At 63.4% G+C, this 25,457-nt stretch carries 22 protein-coding genes; 11 read left to right on the plus strand and 11 right to left on the minus strand.

Annotated elements, in window-relative coordinates; translation table 11 throughout:
- Positions 1 to 32: 32 nt before the first annotated feature.
- From C5O79_RS23265 to C5O79_RS23290, 6 genes are all read left to right on the plus strand, one after another.
- Positions 33 to 452 (plus strand): DoxX family protein, encoded by a 420-nt coding sequence (locus tag C5O79_RS23265; RefSeq protein ID WP_039351153.1) that lies wholly within the window; start codon positions 33 to 35, stop codon positions 450 to 452.
- 63 nt (positions 453 to 515) lie between these two features.
- On the plus strand, positions 516 to 1,622 hold the full coding sequence (locus C5O79_RS23270) for a porin (RefSeq protein ID WP_047849809.1): 1,107 nt from the start codon (positions 516 to 518) through the stop codon (positions 1,620 to 1,622).
- A 605-nt stretch (positions 1,623 to 2,227) separates the two neighbouring features.
- Positions 2,228 to 4,732: a type VI secretion system Vgr family protein gene (locus C5O79_RS23275; protein WP_047849810.1), complete on the plus strand. Its 2,505-nt coding sequence runs from the start codon at positions 2,228 to 2,230 to the stop codon at positions 4,730 to 4,732.
- Between the two features lie 62 nt (positions 4,733 to 4,794).
- A complete protein-coding gene (locus C5O79_RS23280) occupies positions 4,795 to 7,680 on the plus strand; it encodes a glycoside hydrolase family protein (RefSeq protein ID WP_047849811.1) in 2,886 nt (961 codons plus the stop codon).
- Positions 7,673 to 8,533 carry a hypothetical protein gene (locus tag C5O79_RS23285; protein WP_131931790.1) on the plus strand — a complete coding sequence of 287 codons (861 nt, stop codon included), beginning with the start codon at positions 7,673 to 7,675 and terminating at the stop codon, positions 8,531 to 8,533. Before C5O79_RS23280 ends, C5O79_RS23285 begins: the two co-directional genes overlap by 8 nt.
- Before the next feature lie 22 nt (positions 8,534 to 8,555).
- Complete coding sequence (locus C5O79_RS23290; protein WP_047849812.1) at positions 8,556 to 8,807, plus strand: PAAR domain-containing protein; 252 nt, start codon at positions 8,556 to 8,558, stop codon at positions 8,805 to 8,807.
- Positions 8,808 to 8,809: 2 nt separating this feature from the next.
- Here C5O79_RS23290 and tssF read toward each other — a convergent pair whose 3' ends face one another.
- The 5 genes from tssF to C5O79_RS23315 form a co-directional block, all read right to left on the minus strand.
- The gene (gene tssF, locus C5O79_RS23295; RefSeq protein ID WP_047849813.1) at positions 8,810 to 10,606 is read right to left on the minus strand and encodes a type VI secretion system baseplate subunit TssF; all 1,797 of its coding nucleotides are present in this window, start codon (positions 10,604 to 10,606) and stop codon (positions 8,810 to 8,812) included.
- 184 nt (positions 10,607 to 10,790) lie between these two features.
- Positions 10,791 to 11,168: a hypothetical protein gene (locus C5O79_RS23300; protein WP_131931792.1), complete on the minus strand. Its 378-nt coding sequence runs from the start codon at positions 11,166 to 11,168 to the stop codon at positions 10,791 to 10,793.
- Positions 11,169 to 11,262: 94 nt separating this feature from the next.
- A complete protein-coding gene (locus tag C5O79_RS23305) occupies positions 11,263 to 11,805 on the minus strand; it encodes a cysteine hydrolase family protein (protein WP_122476123.1) in 543 nt (180 codons plus the stop codon).
- Between the two features lie 229 nt (positions 11,806 to 12,034).
- Entirely contained in the window at positions 12,035 to 13,354 is a 1,320-nt protein-coding gene (locus tag C5O79_RS23310) for an MFS transporter (protein WP_122476120.1), read from the minus strand.
- A 44-nt stretch (positions 13,355 to 13,398) separates the two neighbouring features.
- Positions 13,399 to 14,583: a M20 aminoacylase family protein gene (locus C5O79_RS23315; protein WP_122476118.1), complete on the minus strand. Its 1,185-nt coding sequence runs from the start codon at positions 14,581 to 14,583 to the stop codon at positions 13,399 to 13,401.
- 182 nt (positions 14,584 to 14,765) lie between these two features.
- Here C5O79_RS23315 and C5O79_RS23320 point away from each other — a divergent pair, with 182 nt between their 5' ends.
- Both C5O79_RS23320 and C5O79_RS23325 read left to right on the plus strand, forming a co-directional pair.
- Positions 14,766 to 15,668, plus strand: a complete 903-nt coding sequence (locus tag C5O79_RS23320; protein WP_046548027.1) for a LysR substrate-binding domain-containing protein — start codon at positions 14,766 to 14,768, stop codon at positions 15,666 to 15,668.
- Positions 15,669 to 15,877: 209 nt separating this feature from the next.
- Positions 15,878 to 16,198 (plus strand): pyrimidine/purine nucleoside phosphorylase, encoded by a 321-nt coding sequence (locus tag C5O79_RS23325; protein ID WP_006478890.1) that lies wholly within the window; start codon positions 15,878 to 15,880, stop codon positions 16,196 to 16,198.
- A 90-nt stretch (positions 16,199 to 16,288) separates the two neighbouring features.
- On the opposite strand, the gene C5O79_RS23330 is transcribed toward C5O79_RS23325, so the two are convergent.
- From C5O79_RS23330 to C5O79_RS23345, 4 genes are all read right to left on the minus strand, one after another.
- On the minus strand, positions 16,289 to 16,624 hold the full coding sequence (locus tag C5O79_RS23330; protein ID WP_081421045.1) for a hypothetical protein: 336 nt from the start codon (positions 16,622 to 16,624) through the stop codon (positions 16,289 to 16,291).
- A gap of 484 nt (positions 16,625 to 17,108) precedes the next feature.
- On the minus strand, positions 17,109 to 18,896 hold the full coding sequence (locus tag C5O79_RS23335; protein WP_122476116.1) for a chloride channel protein: 1,788 nt from the start codon (positions 18,894 to 18,896) through the stop codon (positions 17,109 to 17,111).
- Between the two features lie 20 nt (positions 18,897 to 18,916).
- Complete coding sequence (locus tag C5O79_RS23340) at positions 18,917 to 19,330, minus strand: helix-turn-helix domain-containing protein (RefSeq protein WP_039351101.1); 414 nt, start codon at positions 19,328 to 19,330, stop codon at positions 18,917 to 18,919.
- A 130-nt stretch (positions 19,331 to 19,460) separates the two neighbouring features.
- A complete protein-coding gene (locus C5O79_RS23345) occupies positions 19,461 to 20,636 on the minus strand; it encodes an HPP family protein (RefSeq protein ID WP_122476113.1) in 1,176 nt (391 codons plus the stop codon).
- Between the two features lie 363 nt (positions 20,637 to 20,999).
- Here C5O79_RS23345 and C5O79_RS23350 point away from each other — a divergent pair, with 363 nt between their 5' ends.
- Entirely contained in the window at positions 21,000 to 21,968 is a 969-nt protein-coding gene (locus C5O79_RS23350; protein ID WP_039351095.1) for a LysR family transcriptional regulator, read from the plus strand.
- Between the two features lie 49 nt (positions 21,969 to 22,017).
- Here the strand turns inward: C5O79_RS23350 and C5O79_RS23355 are convergent, their stop codons facing one another.
- Together C5O79_RS23355 and C5O79_RS23360 are read right to left on the minus strand one after the other, a co-directional pair.
- Positions 22,018 to 23,382: an MFS transporter gene (locus C5O79_RS23355; protein ID WP_122476111.1), complete on the minus strand. Its 1,365-nt coding sequence runs from the start codon at positions 23,380 to 23,382 to the stop codon at positions 22,018 to 22,020.
- A 73-nt stretch (positions 23,383 to 23,455) separates the two neighbouring features.
- On the minus strand, positions 23,456 to 24,394 hold the full coding sequence (locus C5O79_RS23360; protein ID WP_122476108.1) for a 2-hydroxyacid dehydrogenase: 939 nt from the start codon (positions 24,392 to 24,394) through the stop codon (positions 23,456 to 23,458).
- Between C5O79_RS23360 and C5O79_RS38835 the strand changes: the two genes are divergently transcribed.
- Positions 24,387 to 24,515 carry a hypothetical protein gene (locus tag C5O79_RS38835; protein WP_257791821.1) on the plus strand — a complete coding sequence of 43 codons (129 nt, stop codon included), beginning with the start codon at positions 24,387 to 24,389 and terminating at the stop codon, positions 24,513 to 24,515. The two genes, C5O79_RS23360 and C5O79_RS38835, sit on opposite strands and share 8 nt — an antisense overlap.
- On the plus strand, positions 24,508 to 25,416 hold the full coding sequence (locus C5O79_RS23365; RefSeq protein WP_047849820.1) for a LysR substrate-binding domain-containing protein: 909 nt from the start codon (positions 24,508 to 24,510) through the stop codon (positions 25,414 to 25,416). The genes C5O79_RS38835 and C5O79_RS23365 overlap by 8 nt, the downstream gene beginning before the upstream one ends.
- Positions 25,417 to 25,457 lie beyond the last annotated feature (41 nt).

Below are 25,457 nucleotides of genomic sequence, written 5' to 3' on the forward strand. Positions count from 1 at the left end.
GGCTACGCGCATCGTTTTCGTTGATCGACACCATGACACCGAATCAACCGTTTCTCGCGTCCCAGCGCGATGTGCTGCTGCTGCTTGCCCGGATCCTGCTCGTGATCCTGTTCATCATGTTCGGCTGGAAGAAGATCGTCGACTTCCCCGGGACCATTGCGTTCATGGGTTCCGAAGGCGCGCCCGCGCCGATCATTTCCGCCGCGATCTCCGTCGTGATGGAGCTGTTCGTCGGGGTCGCGATCCTGGTCGGCTTCCAGACGCGGGCGCTCGCGCTGCTGCTGGCGCTCTATACGATCGGCACCGGCATCATCGGCCACCACTACTGGACGATGACGGGCGGCGAGCAGATCAACAACATGATTCATTTCTACAAGAACATCGCGATCGCCGGCGGCCTGCTCGCGCTTTGCGCGGCGGGCCCCGGGCGTTTTTCGATCGATCGCGGATAAACGGACCCGGGGCGCACGCATGGGGCGCGCGCTGGAAGGTCGAGACTCCGAGGGGGCATCATTTTGCGACTCAAACATTTCGCATGGCTGATCGCGGCCGCCACACCGGCGGCCGCTTTTGCACAGACGAGCGTGACGCTGTACGGCCGCGTCGACGGCGGCATCGAATACCTGAACCACATCGCGAAGCCGAATGGCGGCAGCGGGACCCGGTGGAGCGCCGAAAGCGGCGACTGGGGCACCAGCATGTTCGGGCTGAAGGGCATCGAGGATCTCGGCGGCGGGCTGTCGACGGTCTTCAACCTGGAAACCGCGTTCCAGGTGATGAACGGCCAGACGGGCGGCGGCCGCATGTGGTCGCGTCGCGCGTACGTCGGGCTGAAGAGCAACACGTGGGGCCAGCTGCAGGCCGGCCGCAACCTGTTCATCGACAGCGACGGCGTGTGGGAATTCGACCCGTTCGTGCAGCAGGCGTTTTCGTCGGCCTCGCTCGTGCGCGGCCGCAACTGGCAGCAGACCAGCAACAACATCGAATATCACAGCCCGGTGATCGGCGGCTTCGACGTGCAGGCGCAATACGCGTTCGGAAATCAATCGCGCGGCTTCAACTATGGCGCGGCCGACGATTTCGGCCGCTCGGACGGGATCATGATCTCGTACCACTCGCCGTTGCTCGACGTGCGCGGCATCTACGACGAACTGCGCGACAACAACGGCAAGTTCAGCAACATCTTCACCGCGTCGCGCGAGTACTTCGTCGGCGCGAACGTGAAGGTGTCGAAGTTCAAGATCCAGGGGGCGTATACGCACTACCAGGCGCCGGATAGCCCGGCGGGCGTTGCGGATCGTGCCGATCATTACTGGCTCGGTGCGACGTACACCGCGACGCCGCAATGGGCCGTGACGGGTGGCGGGTACTACGTGAAGGTGGGCGACGGCGGCGGCGATGCGTCGCACGACCCGTCGGGGCACGCGATGATGTATGTGCTCGGCACCACGTACAACCTGTCGAAGCGCACGTTCCTGTATGGGACGGTTGCATATGTGCGCAACGGCGGGAATTCGAACTTCTCGCTGATTGCGTCGCCGCGGGATGCGACGTCGGGGACGAGCCCGATGACGGGAGAGTCGCAGACGGGGGCGTATGTGGGGATGATGCATACGTTCTGAAGGTAGGCAACGCCAGATACGCAAAAGGCACGGGTGATTGAACCCGTGCCTGTTGCGTTTACAGCGCTTGCGAAGCGTTCTGGCAAGCATGCCGATGTCGGGCGGAGGAATCAGAGGCATCGTATCGGCCGCGGCAGTTCTCACGTACCCAACCGCACGTTGCTCGACTATCCATTGGCCCGCAGAGGGCGCATGGCTTGCGCGAGCATTGCGTTGCGGGGAGTTCGCGCTCGATGGATTCACGGTTTCTGACGTTTATGGACTGGAGGCTTCGAGGTAAACGGCGGTTATTCGATTTATCGCTATCTGGCTGGCCCGAGCTACGGTGGGCGCTGTCGTTAGCGAATGCCGTGGCCTACGGGCTGCGTGCCGGTACCGCCTGACGGCATTGATTTGCGCGAAAGCATGACGTAAGCCACATCCGAGTTCGTTTTGATATGATGAATTCCGGTTCAGCCAGATGTGGTTTGAATCGTGTCTATGCCGAAGGCCTCTGTAGGGGCCAGAAAAAATTCTGGGCCGTTTCCTATTGCGAAGAGATACCAATCTGCCGCCCGGCGATGCTCGGCGGCCGTTTTTGTTACTACACGGTACGGGGTAGTTTGATGGTTTCCGATCTCCTGAACAAGGCGCTGCGCACGCAATACGTGCAACACGGACGCATTGTCCGCCTCGATACGCCGCTTGGCGAAGACTGGCTGGTCCCGCTCTATGTCCGTGGGCGTGCTTGCCTCGGGCGAGACTTCGAATTCACGATCGACGCAACGTCGACGCGACTCGAAACGATTCAGGCGAAGGCACTGATCCGGCAATCCGTGACGCTGTGGATTCGGCAGACGGACGGCAGCGAAATGCCGATTCACGGTTATGTGACTGCGTTCAGTCGCTTGGGCGGAGACGGAGCCAACACCTATTACCAGCTCCGATTCAATTCGTTCCTCGCGCTGCTGCGGCTCGGCAGCGACCGGCGCGACTGGATCGAGACTCCTGCGCAACAAACCGTGTCCGATGTGCTTGGGAAGTATCCGCAGGCGGCCGGTAACTTTACGTGGCAACTGCGTCAGGCATTGCGCTCGTATTCGCAGCGGATGCAATGGGAATCCGACTGGAACTACGTCCACCGTACATTTGAAGAACTCGGCCTTTTTCCGCGTTTCGATATCGCGCAGGACGGCAAGTCGCACAAGGTCGTCATCATGGACGATCTTTTCTCGGTCCCCGAGTTGAAGCAAAAGACCATTTTGTTTAGCCGCTCAGTGCAGAACGAAGAATTCGATGGTCTTAGCGAGTGGATCGATTCGCAGGAAATCCAGTCGGCCGAACTCGACACAGGTACGTTCGACTACAAGCGTCCGGATCTTTCGAAGCACGTCACGATGCCTGCGTTCGATCTTGACGATGTACCGGGGCTGGGTGAGCAGTACGAATACACCGGGTCGCATACGTGGTCCGATCGCGACATGGGCGAGGCTCAGGCAAACGTTGTCACCGAGGAATGGCGCTCACGCGCGCAACGCTTCTACGGCGTGGGCGCATTGCGTTGCGCATGGCCTGGCCGCTATGGGGTGCTGACCGGGCACCCGGTGCATGACGCACAACCGGATCAGGATCGCGAAATGGCGATTCTCTCAGTGAACTGGCTCATCCAGAATAACGTGCCGGGACTCGAGAACCTGATGCGTTTTCGCAGGAGCCTGCGCGCTGAAGTCGAGCAAGCGCGCGCGAGCGGTGCGGGTTCGTCCGTGCGCCATGACGACGGCGGCGTTGGATTCTTCCACGTCGAAATCGAAGCGCAACGGCGCCGCGTCGCGTTTCGTAGTCCGTTCGAACACAAGAAGCCGATCATGCAGCTTCAGACGGGCATCGTCGGCGGTCCCGAGGACGAAGAGATTTATACGGATGCGATGCTGCGTGCGAAGGTGCGGCTGACGTCCAATCGACTCAATGACGGCGACCAGAACGTGTCGGCGTGGATACGTGCGGCGATGCCCGATGCGGGCCGAAAGCGCGGCGGCATGTTTCCACTGCGCAAGAACGACGAAGTCTTGATCGGCTTCATCAACGGTGATTGCGATCGTCCCGTGATCCTGTCCAGAATGCACGGCGGCGAAAGCATGCCCGAATGGCACACGCACGGGCTGACCTCTGGCTTGTTGTCGCGCGAATACGGCGGCGAAGGCTACAACCAACTGATGATGGACGACGCCAGCGGGCAGAACCGTGTGCACTTGTACTCGACGAGCTATAGCTCCCATCTGCACCTGGGCTATCTGATCCAGCATTCGAGCAACACGCGCGGCGCGTTCATCGGGCAGGGCTTTGACCTCAAGTCATTGGGCTACGGTGCGGTGCGGGCCGAACAAGGGCTCTACGTTTCGACGCAACCCGCCGCGACGCAACCGATGAGCGCGACGGCGGCATCCGAACAACTGACCCGCGCCGAGGCGACGCTGGAAACAACATCAAAGGCGAGCCAGACGAATCGGGCGCAAAGCCAGCAAGACGGCCACAACGCGCTGAAGACCTTCACCGACGCGACGCAACACCCGGTGGCAGGCACAACCAAGGGCGGTCGCACGGCAGGCGGCGGCACGGGCAACGCGAACGGCTTCGCGAAGCCGATCATGCTGCTGTCGAGCCCCGAGGGTATTGCCGCATCGACGCAAGGATCGGCGCACATCACAGCAAACCAGCAGGCCAATGTGGTCGCCGGCGAGAACATCAACCTCGCAGCCGGCCGTGCGTTGCTTGCCAGCGTACTGGAACAAATCAGCCTGTTTGCGGAAAAACTCGGAGTGAAAATTTACGCGGCGAGTGGTCCGATCGACCTTCAGGCACAGAACGATTCGATGAGCTTGGCTGCATCGCAGGATGTGAAGATTACGGCGGGCAAGAAGATGTACCTGTCGGCCGACGAAATCTGGATTGGCGCGAACGGTTCGTATATCAAATTGACGGCGAACATGATCGAAAACGCAACGTCAGGTCAGATTGTGGAAAAGTGTGCGGATTGGGAAAAGGCCGGCGCGGCAAGCGGTACGCTGAAAAATCCGCTGCATTCGTCGCCGGTATCGGTCGATGGCGGGCGTTTCACCCTGTTCTCCGGTTGAATCGCGCAGCCGGTATCGTATCAACATAAAAAATTCTGAAAACCGAATCCGAGTCGGGAATCATGAGCAAAACAACGCCTAAAAAGAAGCACCATCCAGCGGCCGCTCCTCACTCGGCCCCCAAGCACGCCGAGCCGGTTGATAGGCCGCTGAGTTGGGCCTACCCGTTCACGCCCGCAGACAAGAGCGACGCGGCGGACCCGATGACGTATTTCAAGGCGCTCGCGAAGTGCGGGACCGGCTTTTTTCCGTTGGGCATCAGTGGCATGTGGCATGGGGGCGTGCACTTCGACGAAGGCAGTGCGCAAATGCTGACGCAGGATAGCGGCGTGCGCGCAATTGCGGACGGTAAGATCGTCGCGTACCGGCTGAACACGAAATACGAGGAAACGAAGTACCCGGACAATAGTCTGGCGCACTTCTCGACCGGTTTTGTACTGGTCCGGCATGAACTGAAACTGCCGCCGAAGCCAGCACCGAAAGAGCCTGCCAAACCAGCGTCGGCTCCTGCGTCGGCTCCCGCGCCCGCATCGACCACCGCCGCGCCTCCCACACCCGCGTCCGCTCCGGCCGATCACGCGCCAGCAAACAGCAAACCGGGGAACGACAAACCCCTCGTGTTCTTCAGCCTGTACATGCACACGATGGATTGGAACACCTATCAAAAATCGCTTGGACAAGCGAAAACCGACCGGCATCCGAATCAAGTACCTCTCTCGCCGATGTCCTATTGGGAAGGCGACCGCTATTATCGGGTGGGCGACAAGGCGAAGGACAAGCAAGCCGTTCCGAAGCCGAAAGCGCCTGCGCAGCCGCCTGCGAGGCGCACCGATGGGGCCGACGATCTGCCGATTAACAATACGAACGAGAACGCACCGCCGCCCGTCGATACCGATCAGGATGTCGCCCTGCCGCCGCCCGAGACGGGATTGCATATTCGAGAATTGCCGAACGGCAAGAGCAAGATTATCGGGATATTACCGACCGGGGCCGAAATCATTGCGGGCGAAGGCGATCCCGCCCACCGGGACTGGATCAAGATCAAGTCCATCAAATCGGGCACGGTTTTGTCTGCGGAAGTTGGTAAGCCGGTGTCTCCCCAAGCGCAGTGGAGCTACGTGTTCAAAGGGGAACTGGACGCCGTTGTCGATCCGCAGCCGCTTGATACGGTCGTGATCCTGAAGGAGCCGCAACGCGTCAAAGCGGGCGAAGTCGTCGCGCATGTCGGCCAGTATCAATGGCCCATGAAAGCCAGTCCGATACCGCCGAAGCCGAACTACCCGATGCTGCATCTCGAAGTATTCGCGGGGCCGGACCTGAAGGACTTCATCGATCGAAGCCGCGCGCGTGCGAAAGAATTGAACGAGAAAAACAAACCGCTTCTGGAAATCGAGCCGGGGGCCAAACTGGTCAGCGAAATTCCCACGCCCGATCAGAAACTGACTCAATCGGGGTTGAAGCTCGTGCCGATAGGCGATGTAAAAAAGGGTTCGCGCTGGATCAAGGTGCAGCCCAAGAGCGTGACTAACGTGCCCGCGAAAGGCAAACAGAAGGCCCAACAAAAGTTAGCGGACGTTGGCAATCCGCTGTGGGTCGAAAGCAGTCTGGCGAACACGATCAGCACGACGAACGTTGCGGGATGGCAGAACTTTCCGCTGGACGTTTCCAAGGCAAGCGGACCGGGCGCGGACTTCCGTGACGTGCTGCGTCGTACTGAACTCGACAAACTCGGTGAGGGCAATGTCGCGGTCGACGACAAGGGCCATCATTGGTGGAACATCACGGTTGGCTCGAAGGACGGCTCCGGCCTGACTGGCTGGGTGTGCGACACCGATCACCCTCACGTACAGCTTCGTAGCCCTTGGGAATGGCCGGGTTTCGAATTGGTGGACAACGGCAGCGTCAACCCTGCCGACATGTTCAAACGTCATATTCATACGACCGAGCAGTATATGGCGGACGAGGAAGGCACTGAGTTTTTGGGGGAAACTGCGAAGGTCAACGCTGGCGAACTCATCACAAAGATTGAAAAGGCGATCGATACGGACCACGACGGAAAGGTGACGGCGCAAGAACTGAAACACGCGCTGGAAACTCCGTGGATGGCCGAAGCGGTGTCGCATCTGGTCGTGCGTAACGAAACCGAATGGGGTGGCGGTCTGGGCAAGTGGGAAGAACTCACCCCGCTCATGCAGAAGCAGACCGAGATGTGGAAGACGGAACTTGAACGGCTCGCGAAGCTTCAGTGGTGGGAGCAAATCAAGGGCGTTGACGGCTTCCCCGCGGACCTTTCTCCTTGGCATCTTCATCCGATTGGGTTGATCGGGAATTTCACGGCGAAAGAGGTGACCATCGGTCACGCTCTTTCTGACGATGGGTTATGGTTTATATTTTCACACGAGGCGCAGGCTGGCACGACTAATCGATTGCATTGGCCCGGCGGAGCAAGCGGAGTTACGTTGGGAGCTGGATATGATATGAAGGGGCGCAGCGAGGCAGGGATTGCTGCGGACATGAAAGCCATTGGCCTGTCTGACGAAGCCGCCGCAGGTATCGCGAAGGCTGCGGGAAAACAGGATTCTGACGCCAATGATTTCGCAAAAAATAATCGAAACTTGGTCGATCTGACCCATGAGCAAGAGGTCGGTTTACTGCGCCATACCGTCAAGCCATATGAGGAAATGGTCCGGCGCTCAATAAAAATCGAACTCTCTCAGAATCAATTTGATGCACTTGTCAGCTTTGCCTACAACCCTGCGGCGCGATGGGACAGTGTGACGAATTTGATTAACGATGGAAAAGTTGACGCTGCAATGAGTAAGATTAAAGAGGGCATTAAATCAAAGGGAACGGTGCTTCCCGGTCTCGTGCACAGACGAGATGATGAAGTGAATTTGTATCAAGAAGGACGATATGAGATGAACGGTGTGCCGATTAATCATGAATGATCGAACTTGTAAGTCCATAGGGGGTGGCATGTTGATAAGATTGCGAGAAATTTTTAAACTGATGTGGGTTGGGTTATTTATTTTTCTCCAGTCGTTGCAAGCTATTGCTGCCGAATGGAATCCAGTCATTGAAGGTCGGTGGGAAGTACAGTCGGTGCACTTGAATGCTGATGCGGAGTGGACTCCAAGCTACGGATGGAATGATCCAAGGTTGGTAGGAAGGCTGTTCGTTTTTAAAAAAAATCAGATATGGACTGACGCCCCTGAAAATCAATCTTGTGCCGAAATAAATAGCAAAACCTCACAAACTAGCTTGCGCGAACTGATTTCATCAAGCATGTCTGGATTTGGAAATCCAGCAATAAATGCTACCGAAAAAAATTACAAAATTGATATTCCGGGATCAACGGCGGTTGATGTTATTCGGGTCTTTTGTGGTGCTCAGCCATGGCAAGGAAGTTTGGGGGCATCAAATAAAGAAAGTGGTGCGTGGATGTTTTCTCCTAGTTCCGGAAAACTTCTGCTGCGGTGGTATGGGGAAACGATTCTCACTCTAAAACGGGTTCGCGATAACGCGAAGCCTAATCCATCTTTCAACTGCAACAAGGCAAAGAGTGAAGTGGAGATGGAGATATGCGGCTCATATGAGCTTTCATCGTTTGATAAAAGCGTTGCTACATCGTTTTCACAATTGATCGAGCAAAGAAAATCGGCCGGGGAGTCGCTGGGCGACGCAATTGGCCAACAAAGAGAATGGCTTTCGAAGCGAAATTTATGCGGCAAAGATGCTACCTGTATTCTTGATGCAATGAAGGCGCAGCTTCTAAAGCTTGACGGCATGGGTCGAAATTAGCGAAAACTATCTAGGTCATTTCATGATGAACTTGATTCGCGTCGGTGACGACACTGACCACGGCGGCAAAGTCGAGACGGGCTCATCGACCATGAAATTCGATGGTCGCTATGTCGCTCGCAAGGGCGATCGCGTGTCGTGTCCGCAGCATCCCGACGTGTCACCGAACCTCATCGAGGAAGGCGATGAATCGATGAAGGACAACGGCATTCCGATTGCTCGACACGGCCATCGAGCAACATGCGGCTGTCACCTGATTTCGAGTCTTGTGTAACGCTACAACAGCGGCGCGAGGCCCGGCCGCGTCGGGCAACGAACGATCACGGAGCCGTCGTTCTTCGATAGCACGACGAGCTGCGTAAAGCTATTGGCGGGCGCGTACCGCGACAGGTATAGGTCGAGCTGAAGGATCAGCGTACCCATGCTGTTTTCAATGAACGCGCTCTCATCTGCCGCCATCACAATTTCGAAGCCTCTCACTAGGGCCGAATGCGGCTTGATCGCCAGTAGTCTCTCGACGACGTTTCGCTTGACGAACGAAATCGCCCCGACGTGTTCGGCGCGTCGGTCGCTCGGTGCAAGTTGGCGCACGAGTTTCACGAAGTCCGGCCACCCCCCGCGTGTCAACTGCGTCAGGTTGGCTGTCGTCAGTGCGAGCACGCGCCACTGCGCTTCCGACTCACGGGACGCGCTATAGGTCGGCGTCGGCTGTTTCAGCAGCGTAATCCTGCAAGGCACTTGATCGTTTTCGTTTTTCAGATCGCCCTTGAGGGAGCCGATCCGCATCCGCGATGGCCAGTCGCGATTCGTGCAGGTGAGGTCGGCACTCAATTGCAGCGGTGTTTTCGCCACCGCTGTCCCGTCCGCTCGTAGCAGTACGAGCGACGTTTCATGTCCGGGGTGATGGATTGCCGCGTAGGGACCGTGGCGCGTGATCCAGAACCGTTCGCCGGCGCCGACACCCCACGCATTCAGTGGTGAAATAGCGATCCCGTCTGACAGATCGCGAACCGCATCAACCGAATAGATGCCGCGTATGTCTGGTCGGCTCGGTTTCGGCACTACGGGATAATCTGCGACGATTTCGCCGCGCGACGACTTCACTCCCATATGCTTAAAGAGGTTCACGATTGGCGTACAGAACAATCCCATGTTGTCCGCCGATAGCGGGGTGAGCGCTTGCGCGACCCGCGAATCGGCGTGCATACCTTCGATCGCCAAATGTAGGGTTAATCGCCGCGCGCGATTCATTTGGAGAGGTTTGAGACATCGGCGTAAATGAATGTCGACAAAATCGAACTTGTCCGGAAATCCGACGTATTCCAGCAGCGGTTGAACCAGCGGCGAATTTTGCGACGGCGGCAGCAGCATATCGTTCGGGCCGAACCCGACCGGAGTGACCGGTATCCCTGCAATTGGCAACCACCGTCCACTGTCGTCCGCTTCGACAAATGCGCCCCGGACGCGCAGCAGGACCGTATCCAGCAGCGCGACGACGGTCTGGCGTTCTCCAGCGAAATGGACGCGCAGCGTGTCGGGCGAAACGGCGCCGAGCAGCGAGGCGGCGATCGTCGGCTCAATCGTGATAGAAATGAAGCGGGTTGTGTTCGGCGGCAATGCGACTTGTGCCGGTGCGACGGTGCTGCGGGAGAATTGAGTGTTTGCGATGCGGATCGGCGCAAGCGTTACGTCATAAGCGGTTCGAAAGCGAACTTCCCCGCCGCGCGACGTGAGCTCCATGCCACGCGGCAAGACGACCGGCTTGCCCGGTAATTCCTTGATCGGATCGAAGCGAGCGATCGAACATGCGGGGAACGGTCGCAAGTAGTGCGGGTGCAAGACATGAAGCAGCGCTTCGGTGAACTTCGGTGCGCCGTCGTCCAGGTTGGCCCGGATTTCGGCTGCAATCAACGCGAATGCCTGCATCATCCGCTGGACGTGCGGGTCGTCCGTCTGTCCGCCTGTAAAGCTCAGGCGGGCGGCAATTCGTGGATATTCGTTGGAGAAGGTTGCGAACTGATTTTCCAGCTTCGCCAGTTCCTGTTCATAGTAGCCGCGCAGCTTGTCGTGCATATTCAACGTCGTCGGCCCTGCAGGTCACGACGTGCGTCGTATTATCCAACGGTCATCGTAGTCGAATCTTCATTCTCCGAGTTCTCGCAGCCCGATAGTCCGACGCCAAAATATGAGTCCGATGCGATTACGGTAACTGCACGACGGCGGGAAAAAGCCGCTTACATTCGCATGCGATTGATATTCAGTAACCGATATTGATGGATTTTGGCGTCAGCCGTCGTTCCTTCAATCTCGGCGTGAATATGTTTCGCACTGTGAAATTCAAGATGCGGCTCGTCGAGATAAAGTCGAGGCGGTAGCCGCCGACGCGGGACGGGATCGGCAGGGTGATGTTGGCGAGCACGCGTTTCTCTTCGTATGGACGTTCGAGGCCGTAAAGCATCCCGGCATGCGTGTCGCTGATGGGCAGTGCGTGTTGAAGATAGCGGATCGGCCATCGCGTTCTCGAGAGTGATCGGTATGGACGGAGACGAGGAAAGACCCCGTCTGGAACCGGTGGAGCCAATGAGGCGTATTGCTGAGAGACGTCGAGCATCTCGGCGGCAGCGATGCGTCGCACGCTCCGTCGGGGCACGCGATGATGTGCATGCTCAGTGCTGACGTTATCGCAACGCGCTCTCTCGCGCGCCCCAATCCGATCGGCGCGTCGTGCGTCAGAACACGCACGCGTCGGTCGTAGTCAGCGTCGCAAACGGGCCGGCAAGCGTCGCATTGTGATGCGCGACGATCCTCTCGGCCGGCAGTTCCGGCGTGTCCATGCAGGTGTGCGCGTCGGTCACGAGCACCGCGCGAAAGCCGTGATCGGCGGCCGCACGGCAGGCCGTGTCGATGCAGTACTGGGTCTTCATTCCCGCGATGACGATCTCGCCGATGCCGGCTTCGCGCAACCATTCGGCGAGCCGCGTACCCGCGAAGCAGCTCGGCCGCGTCTTGTCGAACACGGTGTCGCGCGCCGTATCGATCGCGAGTTCCGGCACCAGCGCGGTCAGCGGCGTTCCGGGTGCGATCGGTGAACCGGCCGGCCCGGTGTGACGCACGGCGAACACCGGCGCACGGGCTTCATGCGCGCGACCGATCAACCGGTTGATGTTCGCGAGCACGCGTTCGCCGTCGTACGGACGGTCGGGGCCGTGAAACAGGCCGACCTGCATGTCGACGACGAGCAGTGCGCGTTTCGGGGAAGAGACTTCGGACATTGCGTTTCTCCTGAGTGACCAGTACGGACGGAGAAACGACAAGACCCCGTCCGGAACCGGCGGGGCCTGTGAGGGATGGCGCTACGACCTTGCGCGCACTCGCCGCACGAGCCCGCCGAAGGCGGTCGTGCGCGTCGTGGTCGAGGTGGTGGTCGTGATGTGGCGCATGGAGCGATCATGCACGATGCGCGCGTACCACGTCAATCGCGCATCGCGCATCGGCCACCGGTCAGTCAAGTGCCTTCCCGGCCTTTTCATCCATGCAGCGGACAGCAAGCAGCGTCATCGCACCGCAGCCGATCGCGTACCACGCAGGTGCGTTCGGGTTGCCGGTCGCCGCGATCAGCCACGTGACGAAGAATTGCGCGAAGCCGCCGAAGATCGCGACGCCGATGCTGTACACGAGCGCGCCGCCGGTCGCGCGCACCGCACGCGGGAACAGTTCGCCGAGCATCGCACCCGTCGCGCCGATGTTGATCGCATGCACGATCGACAGCGCGGCGATGATCGACAGCAGCGATGCGGCGCCGGGCCAGCGGTTCAGCGCGACGAACGCCGGATAGATCGCGGCCATCAGCACGATACGCGTCCACCAGACGATCCGGTTGCGCCCGTAGACGTCGGACAGGTGGCCGCCGATCGGCGTCACGAGCATCAGGATCGCGCCCGCGACGCAGCCGGCCGTCATCGACAGCCAGGTCGGCAGGTGCAGCACCTGCACGCCGTAGATCGCCATGTAGAATACGATGATGTAGTGGATCGACGTGCCGCCGATCGTCACGCCGAGGCCTGCGAATACGGCCTTGCCGTGATGGCGCAGCACGTCGGCGAGCGGCAGCGATGCAACTGGCTCGTCGTGCGCGGCGGCAGGCGCGGCGGCCGGCACTTCCTCGACGGTGCGGCGCAGCCAGTAGCCGAGCGGCACGAACAGCGTGCCGATGATGAACGGCACGCGCCAGCCCCAGCTTTCGAGTTGCGCGGCATTCAGCGTCGACGTCAGCGCGACGCCGGTCAGCGCGCCGGCGAGCGCGGCGAGCCCCTGGCTCGAGAACTGGAACGATGCGTAGAAGCCGCGACGATGCTGCGGCGCCTGTTCGAGCAGCAGCGTGGTCGACGCGCCGACTTCGCCGCCCGACGCGAACCCCTGCAGCAGGCGCGCGAGCACGAGCAGCAGCGGTGCGGCGAGCCCGATCTGCGCGAATGTGGGCGCGACCGCGATCGTCGCGGTGCCGAGCGCCATCAGCAACAGCGTGAGGATCATCGCCTTCTTGCGGCCGGCGCGGTCGGCATACATGCCGATCACGAGCCCGCCGAGCGGGCGCGTGACGAAGCCGACGCCGAAGCTCGCGACCGCGAGCATCAACTGCCCGAACGACGAATGCACGGGAAAGAACAGCTTGCCGATCAGGATCGCGAAGAAGCTGTAGACCGTGAAGTCGTAGAACTCGAGCGCGTTGCCGACGGCGGCGGCCGCGATCAGCCGGCGTTTCTTCGCGGCGGCGCGTGCATCGACCGGCATGCCGGCGAACGAAAGGGCGGACGTTTCCATGTGGGGCTCCCCGGTTGGGCGCGAAACGATGGGGTGAAGGGCTGTCAGGCCGCGAGCCAGGCTTCGGCGATGCGAACCCAGTAGCTCGCGCCGATCGCGAGGATGTCGTCGTTGAAGTCGTAGCCGGGGTTGTGCACCATGCAGCCACCCTTGCTGCCGATCCCGTTGCCGATGAACGCATAGCAGCCGGGGCGCGCTTCGAGCATGAACGCGAAATCCTCGCTGCCCATCAACGGAGCGGCGTCGGTTTCGACGCGTTCGGCGCCGAGCATCTGGCGCGCGATGTCGGCCGCGAATGCGGTCGGCTCCGCGTGATTGACGAGCACCGGGTAGCCGTAGTCGTAGTCGACTTCCGCCGTGACGCCGAAGCTTTCCGCCTGGCCTTTCGCGAGCGCTTCGATGCGGCGCGCGAGCAGCGCGCGCACGTGGGCGTTCAGTGCGCGCACCGACAGTTTCATCGTGACGGTTTCGGGAATGATGTTGAACGTCTCGCCGGCCTGCACGCTGCCGACCGTGATCACGGCCGCATGCTGCGCATCGACCTCACGTGCGACGATCGTCTGCAGCGCGACCATGATGCTGCCCGCGGCCGACATCGGATCGCGCGCGAAATGCGGCATCGCGCCGTGGCCGCCGACGCCGCGCAGCGTAATCGTCACGCGGTCGGCCGACGCCATCGCGGCGCCGGTGCGGAAGGCCATGTCGCCGGCCGCGCGGCCCGGCATGTTGTGGATCGCGAAGATCGCGTCGCACGGGAAGCGTTCGAACAGGCCGTCGTCCATCATCGCCTTCGCGCCGCCGAAGTTTTCCTCGGCCGGCTGGAAGATCAGGTTCAGCGTGCCGGAGAACTGGCGCGTGGCTGCGAGGTGGCGCGCCGCGCACAGCAGCATCGCGGTGTGGCCGTCGTGGCCGCATGCATGCATCTTGTTCGCGTGGCGGCTGGCGTACGGCAGGCCCGTGGTTTCCGCGAGCGGCAGTGCATCCATGTCGGCGCGCAGCCCGACGGTGCGCGTGCCTTGCCCTTCGCGCAGCACGCCGACCACACCCGTCTTGCCGATGCCGCGATGCACTTCATAACCCCAGCCGGTGAGCAGTTCGGCGACGAGATCGCTCGTGAGCGTTTCCTCGAACGCGAGTTCGGGGTGAGCGTGGATGCGGCGGCGCACTTCGACCAGCTCGGGTGCGATCGCGGCGATACCGGGGATGACGGGGTTCACGGCTTGCAGCATGGTCTCTCCTGTGGGGCAGGTGGGGCGTTTGACGCACCTATGACGAGCAAGCATATAAATTTCTTTTGTGTACCAGAAGCTGATAAATTGCTTTGGTGCTCACCACCGGTTGCCGCTCGGGAATACCCTGAGCTGGCGTGTGCCGCGCAGCACAGGGTTTCCACGGGTCACGCGTTGCCGCCATGAAATACCATCAGTTGAAAGCGTTCGTCACCGTCGCGGAAGAGGGGAGCATTCGCGCGGCCGCGCGGCGCCTGAACGTGTCGCCGGCGGCGCTGACGAAGGCGGTCAAGGAACTGGAGATCGCGCTCGGCGTGTCGCTCGTCGTGCGCACCGCGCGCGGCGTGCAGCTCACGGCGTTCGGCCAGCAACTGCAGGTGCGCGCGCGGCTGATCGTCGCCGAAATGCAGCGCGCCCGCGACGACATCGAGCAGGCGCAGGGCGCGATGACGGGCTCCGTCGCGGCGGCGATCACGCCTGCCGCCGCGGTGACGATCCTGCCCGACGCGTTTCGCGCATTCCGGCGCCGCTTCCCGGTGGCGCGCGTCAACCTGATCGAAGGGTTTCCGGGCGTCGCGCTGCCGCGCCTGCATGATGGCTCGCTCGACTTCGCGGTGGCCGTCGTCGTGCCCGAACTGCTCGCGGCCGAATTCGATCACGCGGAGCTCTATGCCAGCCGGTCGCTGATCGTCGCCCGCAAGGGGCATCCGCTCGCGTCGGCCACGTCGCTCGCCGATCTCGTCGAGGCCGACTGGCTGATGAACCCGTCGCCGGAAAGCTCGACGCAGGTGCTGTTCAATTCGTTCGTCGCCTACGGGCTGCCGGTGCCGGCGCGCGTCGTCGAATGCCCGAGCTTCGGGCTCGCGCGCAGTTTGATGATGGAATGCGACCTGATCGCGTCGATGCCCGAGCAATTGCTGCAGGCCGAATGGGCGCGCGACCAGCTCGCGGTGCTGCCGATCCGCGAGCGCCTGCCGGGCGTTTCGGTGCAGGTCATCACGCGCCGCGACAGCCCGCTGACGCCGGCGGCGGCGATGTTGCTCGACTGCCTGCGCGATTCCGCGCGGCGCAAGGGGCTGCGGTGAATCGGCGCCCGCGGTTGACGATCTCAAATGCATCGTCATCCTGACGATTATCCGTGCGGCGTTGCCGTCGTGTGACGGGCACGCGGCTTGCGCGGCGGGCACGCCATTCCGGCACATGCCGCGCGAGCCGGTATCATAGCGGCCGGCCCGCCGCTCCGGCCGGCCTCCAACAACATCGCCATCCGGCATCCAGCAATCAGAGGCATTTCATGACCAGTGCAACCCAATTCGACAACGTATCGGTCGTCAAGCGCGCGAACGTCTATTTCGACGGCAAGTGCGTGTCGCATACCGTGCTCTTCCCGGACGGCACGCGCAAGACGCTCGGCGTGATCCTGCCGTGCGCGCTCAACTTCGGCACGGACGCCCCCGAATTGATGGAAGTGCAGGCCGGCAAGTGCCGCGTGAAGCTCGACGGCAGCAGCGAATGGCAGACCTACGGCGCCGGCGAATCGTTCTCGGTGCCGGGCAAGAGCCGCTTCGACATCGAAGTGCTCGAGACGCTCGATTACGTCTGCAGCTACCTGTAACAGGCAGCCGCGCAGCAAAAGAAAAGCCCCGCCGAAGCGGGGCTTGTCGCAAGCGGATGGCGCCGAGGCCATCCGGAGCGCCTGTTCTTGTTACAGGCAGGCGTTGATGTCGCCGGCCGACGATGCATCGCCGCCGCGGAAACCGACCCAGGTTTTCGCATTCGCGGTGTTGGCCGGGCGCACGACGGCGGCAGCGCCGTTCGGCGGCTGCTGGCCCGGCGCATACACGGCCATCGCGAGGCCGTTCGCGAGTTCATACTGCGACGTCACTTGTTGCTGCGACTTGTCGGCCCAGGTCTTCGCGATGCACTGCGCGACCTGGTCGGCGGGTTTCTGGCTTTGTCCCACGTTCTGCAGGGCAGAATCGGCTGCATGAGCAGAAAATGCCACGGTCAATGCGATGAGCGGTAAGTATTTCACGTTCACGTTATCTCCCTCGAGTCGTGATTGATTGAGTGGGATGCGCAGCACAGGACTGCGTAAAAGTGAGATTGCATCGGCAGAGCACGGTTCCGGCTATTCCGAAACAAGTTGTTAACGCACTTGCCAAATGGCGGCTGCGATGCTGTGCACTTTGCTGCGGCACGGCATGCATCGTGTGCGGCACGACGCCATGCGCGGCGTGGTCGGCGCGCGGCCCGGTCGTGTGGTGACGTGACGGTCGCGGCGAGCGGCATGCGTCTGCATGCCGTGCCGCGACTCTTTATTTGATCGCGAAGTGGAATGGCTGGATGGTTGGCCCCGTCGCATGAGTTCCATGATGACAAACTTTCGCCCGTCTAATTGTTAACCAACTTTAAACACGGAAAGCGGCGGAATGCGATGCGGCACGCGAGGGGCGTGCCGCATCGAGCGGAAGCGGTGACGCGAGCGGGTCGTGCGCGGCGAGGGTGCCGCGGCGCGCGGTGGGTCAGCCGGCCTTGCGCGTGCCGATGTCGCGCAGGTTGGCCGGAACGATCGGGCGGAAGCGTTCGCGCTTCTGTTCGTCGTCGAAGTGCTGGAGGGCGGGCTTGATCAGGTCGCTGCGCGACACGATGCCCATGAGACGCATCGATTGCTCGTCGGCGACGACGGGCAGGCGTTCGAGGCCGAGCATCGCGAGTCGCGACGCGACGACGCGGCACGTTTCGTGCGCCTGCGCGACCGCAGGCGTGCGGTTGGCGAATGCCCCCGCGATCGGCGTGTCGGCCGCGGCCTGCGCACGCTGCGCATCGAGCGTCGCGCGATCGATGAGCCCGAGCAGGCGGCCGTTCTGCACGACCGGGTACGCACGGTGTGTTTGCTTCACGCCGAAATACTGCGACTCGACGGCATCGAGCGTCGCTGCGCCGTCGATCGCGACGAGCAGGTCGGCCGACGTCATCACTTCGCCGATGTCGTGCCGCTCGAGCGGATCGACGCCGTATTCTCGATAGATGTGATAACCGCGGCGCGCGATCTTTTCCGTCATGATCGAGCGCTTCATCACGATGGTCGCGAAGCCGTGCGCGACGAGCGTCGCCGCGAGCAGCGGCAGCAGTGCGTTCGCGTCGTGCGTGAGGCCGAATGCGAACACGATCGCGGTCAGTGGAGCACCGAGCGTCGCGCCGAGCGTTGCGGCCATGCATACGAGCGGCCACAGTGCCGGGTCGCCGCCCGGCAGCATCGGCGACAGCACGGTGCCGAGGCCGGCGCCGAGCATCAGCAGCGGGGCCAGCACGCCGCCCGACGTGCCCGAGCCGAGCGCAATCACCCACATCACAGCCTTCACGATCAGCAGCGCGAGCGCGATCTTCAATGCGATGTGCTGATGCAGCAGATCGCCGATCACGTCGTAGCCGACGCCGAGCGCGCGCGGCTCGAGCCAGCCGCCGATGCCGATCACGATCGCGCCGAGCGCGGGCCACCACATCCAGTGCACCGGCAGTTTCGCGAAGGTGTCCTCGACGCGATAGAGCGCTGCAGACAGGCCGCACGCAAGCATGCCCGACAGCAGGCCCGCGACGATGCACGACAGCAGCGCGACGGGTGTCGGTGCGGCGGTGGTCAGCGGAAACAGCGGATCGACGCCGAAGAACACGGCGCGGGCGAAACCGGCCACCGCGCAGGCGAGCGCGACCGGCAGGAAACTGCGCGGACGCCATTCGAACAGCAGCAGTTCGACCGCGAGCAGCACGGCGGCGACCGGCGTGCCGAACACGGCCGTCATGCCGGCTGCCGCGCCGGCGACGAGCAGCGTCTTGCGCTCGGCGGCGGTGACGTGCACGCACTGCGCGATCAGCGAACCGAGCGCGCCGCCCGTCATGATGATCGGGCCTTCGGCGCCGAACGGGCCGCCGCTGCCGATCACGACGCCGGACGACAGCGGCTTGAGGATCGCGACCTTCGGCGACATGCGGCTCTTGCCGAACAGGATCGCCTCGATCGCCTCGGGAATGCCGTGGCCGCGGATCTTTTCCGAACCGAAGCGCGCCATCAACCCCACGATCAGGCCGCCGATCACCGGCACGACGATCACCCATGCGCCCAGCGTATTGTTCGCCGGCGAGCGGTCGGCGAACGAGACCTGCTGGTAGAAGAACAGGTTCGTGAACAGGTGGATCAGGCTCAACAGCACGAATGCGGCCAGCGTGCTGAGCAGGCCGATCGCGGCGGCGAGCAACGCGATCCTGGGCAGGCGGTCGTTGGTCGCGAAATCGCGTTTGTGGGGTGCGTTCATCGGAGTGGAAAGAGCAGGGGTCAGTAATCGATCTGGGGAACCTGGAACGCGCCCTTGAGCGACTTCAGCTCGGCGCGATGCATGGCTGCGAGGCGGGCGAGCAGCGTCTCGCCGGCCGGCTCGAGGTGGACCTCGACCTGCCGCCGATCCGCTTCGCTCGTCTTGCGCTTCACGAGGCCAAGCGATTCGCAGCGCGTAACCAGCGCGACGACGCCGTGATGCTGCGCCTGCAGGCGTTCCGCGAGTTCGCCGATGGTGGCCCATTCGCGATGCGGATAGCCCTTGATGTGCAGCAGCAGCAGGTATTGCAGCGGCGTCACGCCTTCGCTTTGCGCGGCGCGTTCGGAGAAGCGCTCGAAGCGGCGCATCTGGTAGCGGAACTCGGACAGTTGCTGGAAATCGCTTTTCGCCAGCGCGCGTCGGGTATCGTTCATCGGGCGGTCGGACAGTCAGTTTCGGTAGCGATAAATATATCACAACATGATATAAATGGCCGAATTCTAGGGAAAAGAATGCATTCAGTGTTGCGCTGGCTGCTACGTGGCGTTACATGCGCGGCATGCGCTACGCGGCCTCGAGCATGTGTGCCTGGCGATAGAGGCCCGTGACGAGATCCGTCTGGGTAATGATTCCGACGAGCCGGCGCGATGCATCGACGACCGGAATGTGGTGGTGGCCCGAATGCGTAAACAGCGGAACGAGCGCGGTGATCGGCATCGTCTCCGGCACGCACGCGACATCGCGCGTCATCACGGTGGCGACGCTCGCCGGCTGGCCGCCGAACGATTGCGGCAGCCGTGCCGACAGGCGCTGCCACAGCGGGGTCGGGCGGCGCAGCTGGCGCGTGAGGTCGGCGCGCGTGACGATGCCGGTCAGGCGGCCTTCGCCGTCGACGACCGGCAGCGCTTTTACGCGGTGGCGGTCGAGCAGCGTGAGCGCGGCCGTCACTGACGTCGACGGCGCGACTTCGATCGCATGCTTGGTCATCAGGTCGGCGCACGAGAGCTGGCCGAAGGTGCGCGCATAGGCCTGCATCTCGGTTTCGCGCAGCAGCGCCTCGAGATCGTCCGGATCGACGTCGAGCCACTCGCCGCGGCGCTTCAGCACCGCATCGAGGTCGCTGCGCGTGAAGCCGCCGCGCGCCGGTGCGGCGCCGCCTGCCTGCGGTTTCGCTTCGGGGCGCACGCCGCCATGTGGGTAACGATGCCCGGTCAGCGCGTGATAGGCGAGCGCGGCCGACAGCAGGATGACCGATTGCAGCGCGATCGGCTCCAGCACGAAGCCGAACCCGAGCGAATGAATCGCGGGGCCGCCGACCACGGCCGTGAGCGCGACGGCGCCCGACGGCGGGTGCACGCAGCGCAGCACGAACATGCCGCCGATCGCACATGCGATCGCGACCGCGGCGGCCGTGATCGGATCGGCGATCCACTGTGCGCACGCGACACCGACGGTCGCCGCGACGAGATTGCCGCCGATGATCGACCACGGTTGCGCAAGCGGGCTCGCCGGCACCGCGAACAGCAGCACGGCCGACGCGCCCATCGGCGCGACGAGCAGCGGCACGAGGCCCGGCACGCCGGGCAGCAGCCGCATCGTCACGCCGACCGTCGCGATGCCGACGAGCGCGCCCGTGCACGAACGAAGGCGCTCGCGCCAGCCCAGCGACATCGGATGAGGAATGAAGCTGTGCAGCCATTGCCGCAACGTGCGGCGCGACGAAGGGGAGCCTGACGACATGGACCGTAAGCGATAAAGGTGACGGCGCGGATGCGCGCAGCGACGAGCCGCGAATTATATCGTGTTGTGATACAAATTGTCGCGCTGCTTCAAGCCGTTGCGCGTATGAGACGCGCATTGCTTGCAATGACCTTTCATCAGATGAGAGTTTGCGGGCCGGAAACCAGCGCAAATTTGTCTGCAGCGGCGTACAATTCGGGCCACTGAATCCCCCGTCATGCCAGAACCCCGTACGCGATGCCCGCTCTCCCGCCTTTCCCCCGGCACGGTGATCGATTCGACGTGGTTCGCGGCTGCGTTCCGCTCTCCACCTGACGCGAGCGCTGCCGACGCCTCCCCACAGACTCCCCCCAAGCCAATCCAATGGACATGCTCGAAAACATGCGCCTGTTCGTGCGCGTTGTCGAATCCGGCAGTTTTACTGCGGTCGCGAAGGAAATCGACGCGACCACTGCACAGGTCTCGCGCGCGGTATCGAACCTCGAAGCGCACGTACAGACGCGGCTGCTGCATCGCACGACGCGCCACCTCGGCCTCACCGAAAGCGGCGAACGCTATTTCGAGCGCGCGAAATCGATCCTCGCGGAAATCGACTACGCGAACGCGGAGGCGCGCAACGCATTGCTGCGGCCGAGCGGCAAGATGCGCATCCATGCGATGACGGGGCTCGGGCAGAGTCATGTCGTGTCGTCGATCGTCCGTTACCAGGAGGACAACCCCGACGTGTCGGTCGAGCTGACGCTCGCCCAGCGGATGCCGAATCTCGTCGAGGAGGGGTATGACGTATCGATCGTGACGGCGTCGCAACTGCCCGATTCGGGCTATGTCGCGCAGACCTGCGGCACGAGCTGCAGCGTGCTCGTCGCGTCGCGCGAATACCTGGCGCGCCACGGCACGCCGCAGTCGCCCGACGAATTGCCGAACCACGTGTGCCTGCGCCTCGATACACCCGCATCGCCGGCCGGCGAGTGGCGGCTCGAGCGCAGCGATGGCGAGGAGGCCGTCTACGAGCTGCAGCCCGCGCCGTTCCAGGTCAACGTGCCGGACGCGCTGTGCGTCGCGGTGCGCGCCGGGCGCGGGATCGCGTGCGTCGCGCTGTATACGGTGCTCGACGACATCCGCGAAGGACGGCTGATCCGCGTGCTGCCCGAGTACCGGCTGCAGACGGTGAGCGTGTACGCCGTCTACGCGACGCGCCGCTATCTCGACGCGAAGATCCGCACGTTCCTCGACCACCTGCGCACGACGCTCACGCCCGCGCTGGAGAACGACCTGCGCGAACTCGACCGGCTGACGACCGAACAGATGCCGGGCGGTCGCAAGCGCGCGTGACGATCCGGGCGGGCGTGCGCCGCGCGAACCGCAGGTGCCGCGGCGAGGTTCATGCGCGCGGCGCGATGCGAATCCGCTCGAAGCGCCCTGCGAGCCATCCGTAGGCGGCAATGCCGAGCAACCCGTGCGCGGCGACGAACCACAATGCGCCGGCGAACGAGCCGGTGCTGGCGACGAAATAGCCGATCACGAGCGGCGTGACGATCCCGGCGATGTTGCCGAGGCCGTTGAACACGCCGCCGCTCAGCCCGACCATCCCTTCCGGCGCCGTGTCGGCGAGCACGGCCCAGCCGACCGCCGCGAGCCCCTTGCCGAAGAACGCGATCGTCATCAGCGCGATCACGACCGCATTCGACGTTGCGCCGTTCGCAAGCACGAGCAGCGTCGCCATCGCCATCCCGACGACGAACGGCGTCTTGCGCGCCTTCGACGGATGCATGCCGCGCCGGATCAGCCAGTCCGACAGCACGCCGCCGAGCACGCCGCCCGTGAACCCGCAGATCGCCGGCAGCGCGGCGACCCAGCCGGCCTCCATGATCGTCATCCCGCGCCCCTTGATCAGGTAGATCGGAAACCACGTGATGAAGAAGTAGGTGAGTGCCGTGATGCAGTACTGGCCGACGTAGATCGCCCACAGGTTGCGGTGGCGGAACAGTTGCGACACCTCGTGCCACGACACGCGCGACCGATGGCGCACGCGGTTCGCCTCGAGATCGACGAGCGCGCCGTGCGCGCGCAGGTAGTCGCGCTCCGCGTCGCTCACGCGCGGGTGGCCGTGCGGTTCGCGATACCACGCGAACCACAGCGCGGCGAGCGCGATGCCGAGCATCCCCATCCACAGGAACACGTGCACCCAGCCGAGCGCGTGCGTGAGCCACGCCATCGCGGGCGAGAACAGCACGACGGCCATGTACTGCGCCGAATTGAACAGGGCCGATGCCGTGCCGCGTTCGGCGGTCGGGAACCAGCACGCGACGATTCTCGAGTTGGCCGGGAACGCCGGCGATTCGACGAGGCCGAGCATGAAGCGCATCACGAACAGCGCGAGCGTGGCGGACGCGCCTTGCACGGCGAGCCAGCCGACCGTGCCCTGCAGCATCGTGAAGACCGACCACAGCAGCAGGCTCAGGCCGTACACGCGCCGTGCGCCGAAGCGGTCGAGCAGCCAGCCGCCCGGGATCTGGCCGATCGCATAGGCCCACGCGAACGCGGAAAAGACGATGCCGAGCTGCACGGGCGTCAGCCCGAGGTCGTGCGCGACGCCGGTGCCGGCGATCGACATCGTCGCGCGGTCCGCATAGTTGATGACGGTGACCGCGAAGATCAGCGCGAGGACCGCATAGCGGACGCGGCCGATCGTGCGCGAGGCGGCGGGCGACGCGGCGAGGGCGGCGCCGCTGGAGCGATTGGGCATGCGTGTCTCCTGGCCTCCGTCGAGCGGAGACATCCGGTGTTGTAACGAGGGGCGGCGCAGCGGTGCGCCGTGATCAGCGCGTGACGCTGGTCGGCGGGCGCTGGCCCGCGAAGCACGCGGCGAGGTTGGCCAGCACGATCCGGCCCATCTCTTCGCGCGTTTCGCGGGTCGCGCTCGCACGGTGCGGCTGCACGACGACACGGTCGAGCTCGAGCAACTCGGCCGGTATGTGCGGCTCGTTCGCGAATACGTCGAGGCCGGCGCCCGCGATCGTGCCGTCGGCGAGCGCGCGGATCAGCGCGGCTTCGTCGACCAGCTTGCCACGTGCGACATTGATCAGGAATCCTTTGGGGCCGAGCGCGGCGAGCACGTCGGCCGTCACGAGCACGTTGCCGTGATCGGCCGATGCCGCGATCACGAGCACGTCGCTGTCGCGCGCGAGCGCGGCGAGGTCGGGCACGAAGCGATAGCCGCTGTCGCGATGCTCGCGCGGGCCGAAGTAGCTGACGGGCATCCGGAACGCCTGCGCGCGCTGCGCGATCGCGCGACCGACCCGGCCCAGCCCGACGATGCCGAGCCGCTTGCCGGTCACCTGCGTCGCGAGCGGCTGGGTCGTCTTGCCCCAGCGGCCGGCGCGCACGATCCGCTCGCCGGCGCCGAGGTCGCGCAGCGTCGTCAGGATCAGCCCCATCGCCATGTCGGCGACGTCGTCGGTCAGCACGTCGGGCGTCGTCGTCACGTGGATGCCGCGTGCCCGCGCGCGGTCGAGATCGACTGCGTCGGTGCCGATGCCGCTGATCGCGACGATCTCGAGCGCGGGCAGCCGGTCCATCAGCGCGGCGGACAGGCCGTTCGCACCGCCGGTCACGACACCGCGAATGCGTGCGGCCACGCGATCGAGCAGCGCGTCCGGCTGCTCGGCCGCATACAGCCGGTGCACCGCGTAACGGGCGGACAGTTCGGCGTCGATGGCGTCGGGGAGCGGCTGGGTGAGGAGGATGTCGATGGTCATGAAGGTCTCGGTCGGCGTGCGCGGCGCGGGCCGCGCATCAGGTGCAACCGAGTATAGAAATCACATTGATATCCGTCTAACATCAAAAGACTATCGATTGATTCAAGAATTGGATGATTGAACTGCACCAGCTTCGCTGCTTCGTCGCGGTCGCCGAGGAATTGCATTTCGGCCGTGCGGCCCGACGGCTCTTCATGACCCAGCCGCCGCTCAGCCGGCAGATCCAGCTGCTCGAGCATGCGCTCGGCATCGCGCTGCTCGAACGCAGCAGCCGGCAGGTCAGCCTGACCGCGGCCGGCGAGCGTTTTCTGCGCGACGCGCGGCACATCCTCGAATTCTCCGCACGGGCCGAGCAGGCCGCGCAGCGCGTCGCACACGGCGGCGCCGGCCGCATCACGCTCGGCTTCACGGCGGTCAGCGCATACCGGATGATCCCGATGCTGCTGGCGCATGCCGCGCACGCGCTGCCGGACGTTGACATCGAATTGCGCGAGATGGTGTCGACCGTGCAGATCGATGCGCTGGCGTCGCGGATGCTCGATGCCGGCTTCGTGCGCCAGCGCGCCGCGCGCCAGCCGCTCGAATACCGGCTCGTGCAGCGCGAGCCGATGCTGGTTGCGGTCGCGGAGGGCGCGCCGCTCGCCGCGTGCGAGCGCATCGGGCCCGACGATCTCGACCGGCAGCCGTTCATCGCGTATTCGCCGAATGAGGGGAAATACTTCCACGACCTGATTTCCGGCGTGTTCGCGAACGCGGGGCGGCTGCCGAACTACCTGCATTACGTCGGGCAGACGCATACGATCCTCGGCCTCGTGCGCGCGGGGCTCGGCGCCGCGCTCGTGCCGGCGTCGGCGCGCGAGCTGCATGTCGACGGCGTGGTGTTCCGGCCGCTGGCGGGCGCCGACGTGGCGGCCGAGCTGTATCTCGCGTGGCGCACGGACAACGACAATCCGGCGCTGCCGGTGTTCAACGCGATGGTCGAGCGGTTCCTGACCGAGAACGCGGACGAAGCGGGCACGTAAGGGCGGCGACTCGCGCGGGCGTCCCGCCCGCAGGCTGGGTC

The sequence above is a fragment of the Burkholderia sp. SRS-25 genome (assembly GCF_004343765.1).
Lineage (GTDB): Bacteria > Pseudomonadota > Gammaproteobacteria > Burkholderiales > Burkholderiaceae > Burkholderia > Burkholderia contaminans.

Coding starts and splice junctions, on each gene's coding strand:
- C5O79_RS23350 (WP_039351095.1), top strand. CDS start 21,000: ATGGACATGCTCGAAAACATGCGCCTGTTCGTGCGCGTTGTCGAATCC.
- C5O79_RS23325 (WP_006478890.1), top strand. CDS start 15,878: ATGACCAGTGCAACCCAATTCGACAACGTATCGGTCGTCAAGCGCGCG.
- C5O79_RS23265 (WP_039351153.1), top strand. CDS start 33: ATGACACCGAATCAACCGTTTCTCGCGTCCCAGCGCGATGTGCTGCTG.
- C5O79_RS23340 (WP_039351101.1), bottom strand. CDS start 19,330: ATGAACGATACCCGACGCGCGCTGGCGAAAAGCGATTTCCAGCAACTG.
- C5O79_RS23360 (WP_122476108.1), bottom strand. CDS start 24,394: ATGACCATCGACATCCTCCTCACCCAGCCGCTCCCCGACGCCATCGAC.
- C5O79_RS23365 (WP_047849820.1), top strand. CDS start 24,508: ATGATTGAACTGCACCAGCTTCGCTGCTTCGTCGCGGTCGCCGAGGAA.
- C5O79_RS23285 (WP_131931790.1), top strand. CDS start 7,673: ATGAATGATCGAACTTGTAAGTCCATAGGGGGTGGCATGTTGATAAGA.
- C5O79_RS23335 (WP_122476116.1), bottom strand. CDS start 18,896: ATGAACGCACCCCACAAACGCGATTTCGCGACCAACGACCGCCTGCCC.
- tssF (WP_047849813.1), bottom strand. CDS start 10,606: ATGCACGACAAGCTGCGCGGCTACTATGAACAGGAACTGGCGAAGCTG.
- C5O79_RS23320 (WP_046548027.1), top strand. CDS start 14,766: ATGAAATACCATCAGTTGAAAGCGTTCGTCACCGTCGCGGAAGAGGGG.
- C5O79_RS23275 (WP_047849810.1), top strand. CDS start 2,228: ATGGTTTCCGATCTCCTGAACAAGGCGCTGCGCACGCAATACGTGCAA.
- C5O79_RS38835 (WP_257791821.1), top strand. CDS start 24,387: ATGGTCATGAAGGTCTCGGTCGGCGTGCGCGGCGCGGGCCGCGCATCA.
- C5O79_RS23345 (WP_122476113.1), bottom strand. CDS start 20,636: ATGTCGTCAGGCTCCCCTTCGTCGCGCCGCACGTTGCGGCAATGGCTG.
- C5O79_RS23310 (WP_122476120.1), bottom strand. CDS start 13,354: ATGGAAACGTCCGCCCTTTCGTTCGCCGGCATGCCGGTCGATGCACGC.
- C5O79_RS23290 (WP_047849812.1), top strand. CDS start 8,556: ATGATGAACTTGATTCGCGTCGGTGACGACACTGACCACGGCGGCAAA.
- C5O79_RS23305 (WP_122476123.1), bottom strand. CDS start 11,805: ATGTCCGAAGTCTCTTCCCCGAAACGCGCACTGCTCGTCGTCGACATG.
- C5O79_RS23315 (WP_122476118.1), bottom strand. CDS start 14,583: ATGCTGCAAGCCGTGAACCCCGTCATCCCCGGTATCGCCGCGATCGCA.
- C5O79_RS23280 (WP_047849811.1), top strand. CDS start 4,795: ATGAGCAAAACAACGCCTAAAAAGAAGCACCATCCAGCGGCCGCTCCT.
- C5O79_RS23355 (WP_122476111.1), bottom strand. CDS start 23,382: ATGCCCAATCGCTCCAGCGGCGCCGCCCTCGCCGCGTCGCCCGCCGCC.